Source organism: Phyllobacterium trifolii (assembly GCF_014192095.1).
In the GTDB taxonomy this organism is placed as follows: domain Bacteria; phylum Pseudomonadota; class Alphaproteobacteria; order Rhizobiales; family Rhizobiaceae; genus Phyllobacterium; species Phyllobacterium trifolii.
The window spans coordinates 43,502-55,758 of record NZ_JACHXN010000017.1; the positions used below are offsets into that span (position 1 = coordinate 43,502).

Below are 12,257 nucleotides of genomic sequence, written 5' to 3' on the forward strand. Positions count from 1 at the left end.
ATGGTATGTTATGCTCATTGGCCGCTGAACTCTGGGTGGCAGCGGTTCTGCGCGCCGCCATTGCCGGACTTGAAACGCGCGCTTCGCGATGGCATTGTTTTCGCAATCTGGGGTTGTAATTCGTGGGTGTCCCAATGGGCAAGACACTGCTCACCGGAAATAAAAAAACTCGAGGCCGCGCCTACGGTTCGCAATTAGGCGAACGCTTGGGTTTGCCGAAGCCTCCCAGTCACGTCTATCGCACGTTGAATCGAGGTACGCTCGCTATCACGGAATTGCAATCCCGAGCGCCGCCGCGGGACCCAACTCCGTCTTTCGGCCATGATGACGCCTATCAGGTGATTGTTAGCCTAAGGCATATCCGGCTGCAGCTTTGGTTGAACGATAGTTACCACTTGAGTGATATGCATGGGGGAAAGACCTACATTGCCGATCTAAGACAGGAACCACGGGTCCTTATACAGAATCCTTTCCACACCGTGAACTTCTACATGCCCATCTCGACCCTGAAGGCGTATTCCGAGCAGAACGACATGCCAATCTTCACAGATTTTCCTCAACCTCCCACTGTTGGCCAAGATGATCCGGTGATGCGTCAACTTGCCGGGGCGGCGTCGGCAGCATTTGCCTATCGCCACCAGGCGAGCGGACTGTTGCTCGACGCGGTCCTCGATGCTGTCTGTGCCAATATGCTGGGGCGGTATGGCGCCTCGACAAGCACGGCGTCAGCCCGGTCCCGTGGTTTGGCGCCTTGGCAGGAGCGTCGCGCGAAGGAGCTGATGGACGAGCACCTGGATGTGTCCATGTCGAAACTCGCCGAGGAGTGCGGTCTTTCGGTCGCCCACTTCGGCCGGGCCTTCAAGAACTCCACGGGCACTGCGCCGCATCAGTGGCAACTCGGTCGTCGCATGAAGCGGGCGCAGGCGCTGCTGACGGGCTCGTCTCTTTCGATATCGGAGGTCGCTCTCGAATGCGGGTTTTCGAGCCAAAGCCATTTCACCACCGCCTTCAGGGAGACTATCGGCGTCAGTCCCGGGCAGTGGCGTCGGTCGGGATCCACGGGCATCAGCGGCTTGGATACTGACTGAACGGCCAACCTGCCGTCGTCTCTCCACGAGGCACCGAACGACAACAGGTCATATTTTCGCAATTTGCAGCAGGTTTTCGGAAGACACGCCCGCTGTTCCTCAGCACGTTCATCGATCTGCAATATAGTGGCGCAGGAGCGGAAAGCCGTGACAGGTCATGCGATGGCCCGGATGGAAGTCTTGTCTGTCCCGCCACACCGCGAAGCTGGTACGCCCGCGGTGGGTGCGACCGTGTCGTTTGGAAGCTTTCGATTGGATTACGCGCAGCGGCTGCTCTTGAAGGATGGCGAGCCTGTGCGGGTCGGCTCACGTGCTCTGGATCTGCTGATTGCCCTTATCGATCAAGCCGGAAAAATCGTCAGCAGACATGAGTTGCTGGACCTGGTATGGCGCGACGTTGTCGTCGACGAGGCGGGGGTGAGGGTCCATATGGCTTCACTTCGCCGGACCCTGGGAGACGGTCGAGATGGCGCCCGATACATCGTCAATGTCGCCGGCAGGGGTTACAGTTTTGTCGCTCCAATAACACGTAGCAACCGAGATCCGCAGCCGCTTCCCCCGCCCGCGTCCCGCGCACGCCTAGCCACAGGTCGTGTGCCACCGCCGCCACCCCGTACGCTGATCGGCCGGGAGGCCGTCGTCAGCAGCCTGAGCGAACTTCTCCTGACGCGCCGGTTCATCAGCATTGTCGGATCGGGAGGCATCGGCAAGACGACGGTGGCTGCAGCCATTGTCCAGAGGCTGCGGTCCCAGTTCGGCGATGAGAACGTCGTTTTTGTGGACTTCGGCGCCATTTCCGAAGGTAAACTTGTTGCCGGTGCCGTCGTTTCGGCGGTCGGCTGTACGATTTCAGGTACTGATCCAGCCGTCGAGCTGCTGACCTTCCTCGCCGACAAACGCATGCTGATCGTTTTCGATAGTTGCGAGCACTTGATAGACCAAATCTCGTATTTGGCCGACCAACTCTTTCAGCGCGCGCCAGGCGTTCATTTGCTGATCACCTCGCGTGAATCGCTGCGTGTCGAAGGGGAGACAGTTCATCTGCTGAGTCCCTTGGCGTATCCGGTCTGCGAATTTCCCACCGCGTCCAAGGCACTGGAGACGCCGGCGGTGCAGCTCTTCATGGATAGGGCGTCGTCGGGTGGCTTTCGCGAGGAACTCAGCGACATCGATGCCCCGGTTGTCTCGGAGATATGTCACCGGACCGACGGTATCCCCTTGGCGATCGAACTGGTTGCCAGCCGCGTCGGAACCTACGGCATCCATGGCGTCGCGAATTTGCTCGCCAGCAATATGGAGCTCCGTCTGACGGGTCGGCGCAACGTCGCTCCACGACATCGAACGCTGGAAGCGATGCTAGACTGGAGCTTCATGCTGCTTGCCGAAAAGGAACAGAAAGTTCTTTGTCGCCTGTCCGCGTTCGTCGGTCTCTTCACGATGGAGGCCACGTGTGCCGTCGCCAGCGATGAAGGGCCCGCTCATGACGCGGTCACAACCGTATTGGCTAATCTCGTCGACAAGTCTCTCGTGCGGGTCCATCCTTTGGGGGACGCAGTCTACTATCGACTCCTAGACACGACGCGGGCCTATGCGGCAGCCAAGCTGGTGCAGGCCGGAGAATCGGAGCTGATTGTCAAGCGCCACGCCCACTATTTTGCGATGCTATTCAATGCCATTGCACTCGAACAAGGTGGTGGCTATGCCAATATGGAACGCCTTGCTCCGCATATAGGCAATGTTCGCAAAGCGCTCGAGTGGAGCTTCTCTCACGAGGACTCCCGTGTAATCGGCGTCGAACTTGCGGCCGATGCAGTGCCGCTGTTCCTCGGTCTCTGGCTGCTTGCCGAATGCCGGCATTGGTCAAGTCTTGCATTGCGGGATATGAAGGGCAGGAGCGAAACGACGGAGCGGGAAGTACGTTTGCTAGAAGCGTTCGCGCTCTCCTCGATGCATACAGGAGGCAACTCGCAGGAGGTTCGTGCGGCCTTGGAGCGGGGGCTGGATCTCACGGAGACGGACGGGCGCAGATTGCCGCAGATTCACCTTATCGCCGGGCTGAACATCTTTCTCACAAGAATCGGTGACTTTGAGGGCGCATTGGCGGTTGCGAAAAGATGCGTTGCGATCGCACGGGGTCGCGACTCAAGCCCCGACCAGGCGATTGCCGAGTGGATGCTCGGTTCCGGTCACCATCTTGCCGGAGATCAGCTGGCGGCGTGGGAGCATTACGAACGGGGCTTCCGGATCGAAGCAGATATTGGCGGTCTCGATGCCCACGTATTTGGGTTCAATCACCGTCTGCGCGCTTTGCTCGGACGCGCACGCGTTCTTTGGCTTCTCGGTTCACCTAAGGCCGGGTGCCAGCTTGCTCGCGCAGTCATCGACGAAAGCGCAAACGCGAGTCCCCCGACGAATTATTGCATATGTGTGCTTTATTGCGTTCCTGTTCTGCTCTGGAGTGGCGATACCGAATCGTCGTACGCGCCTATCGAACGCGCGCTTGCGCACGCCGAAAGACATTCCCTCTTCCCTTACGCAGGCGCGGCCCTGGCCTTGAAGGGAGAATGGCTTGTGATGACGGGACAGGAATCGCGCGGATTGGACGATCTGCGCCAGGCGCTGAAACTGTTGCATCGCGAGAACTATGGGATCGTCGTTCCGGCGACCTTGCGGGCGCTGGCGAGAGGTCTTGTTCAATGTGGCCGGCATGACGAGGCCCGGGCCACGATAGATGCCGCTATTTTTACGGCGATTGAAGTGGGGCAGAAGTTCTATCTGCCGGAACTCCTGCGCACGCAGGGCGAAATCGTCCTGATGAGTCCTCATCGGGATGTGAATGCGACGGAATTGTCGTTCCTGGCAGCGCTCGATCATGCCAGAGCTCAAGGAGCTTTAGGCTGGGAGTTGAAGGTTGCGGTCCCGTTGGCACGATTGTTGAGGGAACAGGGTCGGGACGCTGAGGCTTTCCAATTACTCGAACAGATTTATGAGGCCCATTCGGAAAGAACCGGTACTACTGATCTCGCGGACGCAAAGAGTATCCTGGAGTCTTTGAAATGATAGCCGGCGCTGATTTCCGGGAGCGCCGAGCCGAACTTCTGGCCGTTGCACCGGTCACCAGCGCCGTACTGCCCTCCAGTTGAAAATACATGTCGTCCTCATTCCGCCAATGCGGTTGCAGCTAGATCGCCATGCCGCCAGAGACCTCGATGCGCTGCGCGTTGACCCAGCGATTGTCGTCGGAAAGCAGCGAAGCGATCATTGGCCCGATATCGTCTGGAACTCCCGCTCGACCGAATGCGGTCATTGCCGCGACCTGCTTGTTGAGCTCTGGATTGTCACGAACCATGCCTCCGCTGAAATCCGTCTGGATCGATCCTGGCGCCACTGCATTCACGGCGATACGTCGCGGACCGAGTTCCTTGGCCTGATAGCGCGTAAGGACCTCGATCGCTGCCTTGAGTGCACCGTAGGGTGCGCTGCCGGGGACGATAATGCGGGCGAGGCCGCTCGAAAGGTTCACGATCCGCCCGCCATCATTGATCAGCGGCAACAGCTTTTGGGTAAGAAAGAACACACCTTTGAAGTTGACTCGATAGAGCGTGTCGAGTTCGTCTTCCGTGGTCTTCTCGATTGAATTGTGATGCGATATGCCCGCATTGTTGACGAGATAGTCAAAGCGCTGGGCGCCGAGCCCCGCCAGTGTGTCGCGAACTTTCTCTGCAAACGCAACGAAGGTCGACGCCTGTCCGACGTCAAGTTGCAGGGGGATGGCTTTGCGTCCGATCGCGGCAACCTCTGCCGCGACAGCTTCGGCTTCGGCGCTGGCCGAGTTGTAGGTGAAGATACTGTCGACACCGCGATGAGCGAGACTGATGACGGTGTTGCGGCCGAGACCGCGGCTTCCTCCCGTCACGAGCGCAATTCTGTTCTTGGACTGCATCGTTCGCCTCCACAATTCGCGCGCCGCATCGGTCTCAGGATCCTCTCTACGAAATATAACTTCGGAGTCTTATAGTGATGCCAGTAAAGATTCGAAAAGAATAGCAAAGGAAGCGCTAATCCAATAACGCACAGCGAGATTCCAAAGAATTATTTCACAATTTTTCATAATATACGCTCACTCACACAGACAAAAACTATATGTGTGTTTGAGATCGACAATTGTGGGAGAAACTCCATGAGCTTTCGGGAAAAAGTCGCGCTGGTAACCGGCTCGGGCCGTGGCATCGGTCGCGCAATCGCCAAACGCTATGCTGCGCGCGGTGCAGGAGTTGTATTCAATTATGCGAGCAACAGCGCTCCGGCTCAGGAAGCTTCGAAAATGTGCGCCAGGGAGGTAACGCAGTTGCGATCCAAGCGGATGTCGCCCGGTGCTGGCCAAGGAGGTCGGCCACCGTGCAGTCGCGGTAAATTCCATCCTGCCAACCGCCATTGAGGGAGCCGGCGTTTTCACAGACGGCGTGCGTTCGGAGGTCCCTGAGTTGGGGAAGTCATTCCGGCCGATGCAACGGATGGGTACCGAGGAGGATGTCGCAGAGGCAGCTGAATATCTGGCCGGTTTCGTCAGCTGTCAACATCCAATGGTTAGCGGGGGGACTGGCGTGATCAAGAGCCTGCGGCCGAAGTACGAGCCGGCATTGCGGCTGAACCGCCGCGAAGTGGTCGCGGGGGGCCGCATGGGTGTCGGCCGCAGCACTGCTTCCGACCGTTGCGTCGGCGCAAACAGCATCCCGATTATCGAAAGGAGAATTTAACATGGGCAGCGGTTACATCACCACTAGGGACGGCACTCAGATTTTCTACAAGGACTGGGGTGACAAGGGGGCTCAGCCCATCGTGTTCCATCACGGCTGGCCGCTCAGTTCCGACGACTGGGATACGCACATGCTGTTCTTCCTTGCGAACGGTTATCGCGTCGTCGCGCACGATCGTCGCGGCCACGGCCGGTCCACTCAGGTCGACACCGGAAACGATATGGATCACTATGCTGCCGATGCCTCGGCCGTCGTCCAGCATCTCGACCTCAGGAACGCGGTTCATATCGGCCATTCAACCGGCGGCGGCGAGGTGGCACGCTATGTCGCCAAATTCGGCGAGCCGGAGGGACGCGTCGCCAAGGCAGTGCTCGTCAGCTCCGTTCCCCCGCTCATGCTAAAGACCGAGGAGAACCCGGGCGGCACGCCGATCGAGGTCTTCGATGGCTTTCGCAAGGCGCTCGCAGCCAACCGGGCGCAGTTCTACATCGACGTTGCGTCGGGTCCATTCTACGGCTTTAACCGGCCTGGCGTTAGGGTCTCCCAGGGTATAATCGACAACTGGTGGCATCAGGGCATGATCGGTGGTGCGCTAGCGCACTATGAAGGCATCAAGGCCTTCTCCCAAACCGACCAGACAGACGACCTGAGAGCGATCACCGTGCCGACCCTCATCCTGCAGGGCGATGACGACCAGGTCGTGCCGTACAAGGACGCCGCGCTGCTCCAAGCCAAGCTGATCAAGAACAACACGCTCAAGATCTATCCCGGCTTCCCGCATGGGATGATGACCACCCGTGCTGACGTGATCAATGCGGATATTCTCGCCTTCATCAGAAGCTGAGTCGAGCGCGGGAGGGGTGCAATCGTGCAAGCGCCGTCCCGCGACAACAGTCGTTGCGCCGCTTCCGTTACGTAGTAACAACGCGATCGGGGAACCAACCATGACTATTGCCAAGCGGAAATCACAACACGTAGCATCCCTCGCGCAGCAAACGCCGCGTTTCGAAAGCTCCGAGGGCTCCGTCAGCCACGTGGACTCCAGCGATCTGCCGATCCTGCGCCGACTTTCGATCCGGCGTCTGCTCCTTGGCGTGCACGGCGTACGTGAGCCGCATTGGCACGCCAATGCCCATGAACTCGGATACTGCCTGCACGGCGAGGCGCTGGTTACAATGGCCGGCAATCATGCGCAGCGCGAAAGCTTCATCGTCGCCGCAGGCGAGATGTTCTTCATCCCCTCCGGCGCCATACACAGCATCGAAAACATCGGCCAACACCCTGTAGAATTCATCCTGGCTTTTTCACATGAAAAACCCGAGGACTTCGGGATGAAAGCCGCCTTCGCTGTGATGTCGGATGCGGTCCTTGGCAATACATACGATCTGCCTTCTGCCGCCTTTTCCGGTTTCGACCGATCTGCGAGGCCGAGCGAAATCCTTAGCATTCCCCGTCAGGCAAGTGTCGAGGATCAGGCCCGCTACATAAACGCCTGCAAATACAGCATCGAGGCGACGCCGCCGCAGATCGATTTTCCCTCTGGCACTGCACGCGCCGCCAAGGCTGCCCTCTGGCCGGTCCTGCGCGACATCGCCATGTATTCGGTGACTATCAGCCAAGAGGGAATGCGCGAACCCCACTGGCATCCGGAAACGGCCGAGATGGGCTATATCACGTCGGGCACGGCTCGCATGACCGTCCTCGATCCCGATGGCAGTAGCGACACCTATACAATTAGGCCTGGCGATACCTATTTCATCCCGCGTGCCTTTCCCCATCACATCGAGAATGTCGGCGAGGGGATGGTTCATCTCCTCATCTTCTTCGACCAGGCTTCGCCTGGCGACGTCGGCTACAGGTCGCTGATCAACGTGTTTCCGCGCGGCGTGATCGCCGCAGATTTCGGAATGAAGGAATGCGATCTGCCGGTCTTTCCCTTCACTGAGATCGACCCGTTGCTGGTGCCTCGCCGCAATCTAACTGATCCGGTGCCTTGAAATTTCAGCACGCCCGCAGGTGAGCTTGAAGATTACCCAGGAGAACAGGAACTGTCGGACAACAAACCCAGGGAGAAATCCATGAACGTCGTCATTCATTCCGCCGGCTTGAAAGCGGATGCTTCGCGCTCAGCCACCTTGCCATCGGAAAAGCCGAAGATATCGCCCGTGCGTCGCGTGTTGTTGGGCGTCGCCGTGGTCGCCGCACTTGGCGTTGGGGCAGCGCTCGGCTGGAAATACTGGACGGACTGGCGCTTCGAGGAAACGACAGACGACGCCTATGTTCAGGCCGACATCGTCGCTATCGCGCCACAGGTGGCAGGATATCTTGCGAACGTCGCTGTTTCCGACAACCAGCATGTCAAGGCTGGCGATATCCTGGCGACGATTGATCCTCGAGGCTATCAGGTGGCCGTGGATCAGGCTAAGGCCGACGTTGCCGGAGCCGAAGCCGCCATCGAGAGCATAGAGGCGCAACTTGGGGAGCAGCAGGCCCTGATCGAAGAGGCGAGTGCCACGCTCGATGCCGGCCGGGCGGCCGAGACCTATGCGGAGCAGAACAACAAGCGCTTCGGTACGCTCGCTGGCACCGGCTATGGCTCGGTGCAGAATGCCGAACAGGCGGCCTCCCAGATCGCGGCGGCCTCGGCCATGGTCGCCAAGAACAAGGCAGCGCTCGATGCCGCGCATGCGCAGGTCGGCACGCTCAATGCGCAGCTTGCAGGCGCCAGAGCCACGCTGCAACGCAACAAGGCCGTGCAGGCTCAGGCAGAATTGAACCTTGGCTATACGGTGTTGCGGGCGCCGGTCGACGGCGTGGTTGGCATGCGCCAGCTGAGAGTCGGCCTCTACGTGCAACCTGGTACGCAGTTGCTCGCTGTCGTGCCGCTCGCAAACGCCTATATCGTCGCCAACTATGAGGAAACGCAGCTCGCCGATGTCGAACCGGGCCAGCCCGTAAGCATTGACGTGGATACATTTGCGGGCGCTTCTGTGCGCGGTACAGTCGACAGCCTTGCGCCAGCGAGCGGACAGGAATTCGCGTTGCTGCCACCCGACAACGCTACGGGCAACTTCACCAAGATAGTGCAACGCATCCCGGTACGGATCGCGATCGACCGGAGTGATCCGCTGGCGGGACGCCTCCTGCCTGGCATGTCCGTTACCACCACGATCCATGTTGGCCAGACCCGGCGGACGAAATAGCCGGAGGATGCAATGGCTGAGTCGGACCAGGCAGACGCTGCGTTGCAGGCGGTAACGCCAAAAGAGCGTAATGCAAGCTTTCGTGAATGGGTATCTGTTTTTGGATGCATGGTCGGCGCGCTGATAGCCGTCCTCGACATCCAGATTACCAACTCGTCGCTACCCGAGATCGAGGGCGGCATCGGCACCGGTTCCGACAACGGAACCTGGATATCGACCTCCTATCTGATCGGGGAGATCATTATGATTCCACTGACCGACTATTTCAGCCGCGTCTTCACCGTTCGCCGCTTCCTGCTGACGAGCGTCGGGCTGTTCCTCGCCTTTTCCGTCGCCTGCGCCTTCGCGACGAATCTGTCGCAGATGATCGTGCTGCGTGGCCTGCAGGGCTTCTGGGGCGGCGTGATGATCCCTATCGCGTTCGCGCGCGTTCTGACGACGTTGCCGAAGCACCAGCAGCCGGTCGGGCTTGCAGTCTTTGCGATGACGGCGACATTCGGTCCCTCGATCGGCCCGACGATCGGTGGCTATCTGACTGAGAACTACGGCTGGCAATATATCTTTTTCATCAACCTTGTTCCCGGCGCCTTGATGCTGGCGCTGCTCTATCCGACGCTCGAGCAACAGAAGATGAATCTCGGCCTGCTGAAGCAGGGCGACTGGTGGGGTATTGCCTTTATGAGCGTCGGCCTCGCCTGCCTGCAGACCGTCCTCGACGAGGGCAACCAGAACGACTGGTTCGGTTCTCCATTTATCGTCAGACTGTCGATCATCGCGGCGATGGCGCTTGCGATCTTCGTCGCAATCGAGCTGAAAGGCCGCAATCCCGCAGTCCAGCTAAGGCTTCTCGTGCACCGCAATTTCGCACTTGGTACGCTTGCCAATATCGGGGTCGGTATTGCGCTGTTTGGTTCGGTCTATGTGCTCCCAGCCTATTTGCAACAGGTGCAGGGCTACAACGCTGAGCAGGTCGGCTTCGTGCTCGCCTGGGCAGGCCTGCCGCAGCTACTGATCATTCCCTTCGTGCCCATGCTGCAGAAGCATTTCGACGCGCGCGCCATTGTCTGCACCGGGCTCGTGATCTTCGCCGTCAGTTGCATCATGAACGTTCATCTCAGCGCAGACAGCGGTGCGAACCAGTTCATGCCGTCCAACATAGTTCGTGCGCTTGGGCAGGCGATCGTGCTTGCGCCACTGGCAGGTATCGCGATGATCGGCATCCCGAAGGAGATGTCGGGCGCAGCGTCCGGCGTCTTCAACATGATGCGCAATCTGGGTGGTGCGATCGGCACCGCAGCGCTCGCCACAGTCATCACCAAACGCGAGCAATATCATTCAAACATCATTGGTCAGTCGGTCACGGCCTATGACTCCACCGTGGAGCAATTCCTCGCGGAAGCGCAACATAGGCTTCAGCAGCAAGGAGCCGGCGATCCCGCCCTTGCCCGTCATCAGGCGGAGGCGCTGCTGGGCCGACTGGTCGAGCAGCAATCCTCTGTCATGGCCTTTTCGGACGCATTTCTCGTGCTCGGATGCATTTTACTTGCAGCGGCGGTAGCGGTGGTCTTCACGCGCACTCGCGATCCAGTCAACACAACCTGACAATCATGCAAGTTGCCGATGCGTGAAGCAGGTGGGGGGTATAGGAGTTCGTCGCAGCTTCGGCAATTGGGCTTCATGCAACTCACGTACAGCATTTACCGCAGGCCTTTGGCGCCCCCGGGACGACTGCCAGCTGAACTCATGCCCCGCAGCCGACGATGGGTCGTCGATGGGCTCGCAGACTCGATTCGTGCTGATCTCGTTTGATGACGTCCTGTTTGGATGATTTCAGGCCGTCGAGGTCTCTCTCTACGCTTACAGTTCACCCCACGTCGGGGTCACCTTCTTCTTCCAGCTTCCGTTTGTAGGTGGAATCGAACGCGAAGGTGCTGACGTCCTTGATCCGCACATAGCCGATCGTCGCTCCATATCGGCGCGGGCTCACCGACTTCAAGAATTCCGACCGATACCAGCCTCGAGGGCTTTTGCCCTGCCTGGCTTGCAGTTTCTGCGAAATAGCCAATAGTTGAGCGGTGTCGAATGCTCTGCGCATCGCGCGTGGCCGCTTTGGGAGGGTGGCACTGCTGGATATGGATCGCCCCTGGTGAGGCACGCGCAACCGCATTGCCATGTCCTGTTGAAGATCGAGGGTGCCGACACGCCCGATGACAGCGATATGTTCGTCCGAACAGGCCGGCTGGAACAAGGAGGGGCGCTATGCCGCGACGGTCGTCAACTGCGTGCTCTTTGCAGCGCCTTCGGCCTCCTCGCCGGCGCCGCCGTTCCGATCGCGCTCAGCCTGCCGTCGGTCCTCATCGGCACTGTCGCAGGCCTTGCCATGATCGGCGTGCTCCTGTCCGCCTTCCAGAACGCCTTCGGCAAGTCGCTCGGCAACCAGACCGGCGCCTTCGTCGCGCTGGCCGTGGCGATGTCGAACGTCTCGCTGGTCGGCATCAGCGCACCCTTCTGGGCCCTGGGCGCCGGCGTCATCGTCTCGACCCTGGTCGAGGCTGGCACACTCAGCGAGAAACAGGTTGCATGAGCACGGCAGGAATGCGCGGGTTTCGCATCTGAACGTAAACTCTTCCCGCGGCATTTGTTTTGCCTCGGGGACGAGGGTTCAAAGTCCTGACTGGAATCGAGTTGGCAATGCCCGTCGAAGCTGATGAAAATCGGATCAGCGGGACTTCAGTTACTGTGAGATCGCCGTGTGTTGTACGCGCAACGCCGAAATGTGCCGCACCTTTGGTCATAGGTTTGGACCAAACCTGTTCGTAAAGCTCCTCCCGAGAAACCGTCGTCACCCTCTGTCTTCCACGCACTTGCACAAGACCCCCCAACTCCTGTCATCCTGCAATCTAGGATCGAGGTGCGTCTAGTGATTTTATCGGTTTTGACGGTACTTTTTGAAAGGTGAGATTCGACTTTCGTCGTCCAAGACGCGCGCGAAACGGCCAATAGATGTCGATAGTCCACAGAATTTTTACAGCTGCAGATGCGCCGAAAAACCCCATAAAATCAACAGGCAAACTTTTTAGCGGTCCCGTTAGCGCATATGGAGTTGGAAAATAAATTTTTGATAGTGAAAACAAATGCTTAGGGTAAAAAGAATGATAGAGTGGGCGTAAGGGGTAGCAGAAACGGCGGTAGACGGTGGCAAACGGGCA

Annotated in this window: 11 protein-coding genes and 1 pseudogene; 10 read left to right on the plus strand and 2 right to left on the minus strand. The window is 58.9% G+C overall.

Going from position 1 to position 12,257, the window contains the following annotated elements; genetic code table 11:
* The first annotated feature begins 134 nt into the window (after positions 1-134).
* Positions 135-1,088 (plus strand): helix-turn-helix domain-containing protein, encoded by a 954-nt coding sequence (locus FHS21_RS21850; RefSeq protein ID WP_183663928.1) that lies wholly within the window; start codon positions 135-137, stop codon positions 1,086-1,088.
* A 147-nt stretch (positions 1,089-1,235) separates the two neighbouring features.
* Positions 1,236-4,148, plus strand: a complete 2,913-nt coding sequence (locus tag FHS21_RS21855) for an ATP-binding protein (protein WP_183663930.1) — start codon at positions 1,236-1,238, stop codon at positions 4,146-4,148.
* A gap of 121 nt (positions 4,149-4,269) precedes the next feature.
* Here FHS21_RS21855 and FHS21_RS21860 read toward each other — a convergent pair whose 3' ends face one another.
* Positions 4,270-5,031, minus strand: coding sequence for an SDR family NAD(P)-dependent oxidoreductase (locus tag FHS21_RS21860; RefSeq protein ID WP_183663932.1), 762 nt, complete (start codon positions 5,029-5,031; stop codon positions 4,270-4,272).
* 237 nt (positions 5,032-5,268) lie between these two features.
* Here FHS21_RS21860 and FHS21_RS31225 point away from each other — a divergent pair, with 237 nt between their 5' ends.
* From FHS21_RS31225 to FHS21_RS21890, 6 genes are all read left to right on the plus strand, one after another.
* Complete coding sequence (locus FHS21_RS31225; RefSeq protein ID WP_183663934.1) at positions 5,269-5,526, plus strand: SDR family NAD(P)-dependent oxidoreductase; 258 nt, start codon at positions 5,269-5,271, stop codon at positions 5,524-5,526.
* Positions 5,462-5,845, plus strand: a complete 384-nt coding sequence (locus FHS21_RS21870; protein WP_183664021.1) for a Rossmann-fold NAD(P)-binding domain-containing protein — start codon at positions 5,462-5,464, stop codon at positions 5,843-5,845. The genes FHS21_RS31225 and FHS21_RS21870 overlap by 65 nt, the downstream gene beginning before the upstream one ends.
* Position 5,846: 1 nt before the next feature.
* Positions 5,847-6,689, plus strand: a complete 843-nt coding sequence (locus FHS21_RS21875) for an alpha/beta fold hydrolase (RefSeq protein WP_183663936.1) — start codon at positions 5,847-5,849, stop codon at positions 6,687-6,689.
* Positions 6,690-6,789: 100 nt separating this feature from the next.
* Complete coding sequence (locus FHS21_RS21880) at positions 6,790-7,842, plus strand: cupin domain-containing protein (protein ID WP_183663938.1); 1,053 nt, start codon at positions 6,790-6,792, stop codon at positions 7,840-7,842.
* Positions 7,843-7,923: 81 nt separating this feature from the next.
* Positions 7,924-9,048 (plus strand): HlyD family secretion protein, encoded by a 1,125-nt coding sequence (locus FHS21_RS21885; RefSeq protein WP_183663940.1) that lies wholly within the window; start codon positions 7,924-7,926, stop codon positions 9,046-9,048.
* A 12-nt stretch (positions 9,049-9,060) separates the two neighbouring features.
* Positions 9,061-10,650, plus strand: a complete 1,590-nt coding sequence (locus FHS21_RS21890; protein ID WP_183663943.1) for a DHA2 family efflux MFS transporter permease subunit — start codon at positions 9,061-9,063, stop codon at positions 10,648-10,650.
* 262 nt (positions 10,651-10,912) lie between these two features.
* On the opposite strand, the gene FHS21_RS21895 is transcribed toward FHS21_RS21890, so the two are convergent.
* The gene (locus tag FHS21_RS21895) at positions 10,913-11,143 is read right to left on the minus strand and encodes a hypothetical protein (protein WP_183663945.1); all 231 of its coding nucleotides are present in this window, start codon (positions 11,141-11,143) and stop codon (positions 10,913-10,915) included.
* Here FHS21_RS21895 and FHS21_RS21900 point away from each other — a divergent pair.
* Positions 11,124-11,251, plus strand: a pseudogene (locus tag FHS21_RS21900) (AraC family transcriptional regulator); the annotation flags it as partial. The gene FHS21_RS21895 and the pseudogene FHS21_RS21900 sit on opposite strands and share 20 nt — an antisense overlap.
* Positions 11,252-11,266: 15 nt before the next feature.
* A complete protein-coding gene (locus FHS21_RS21905; RefSeq protein WP_246411141.1) occupies positions 11,267-11,632 on the plus strand; it encodes a benzoate/H(+) symporter BenE family transporter in 366 nt (121 codons plus the stop codon).
* Positions 11,633-12,257: the final 625 nt, after the last annotated feature.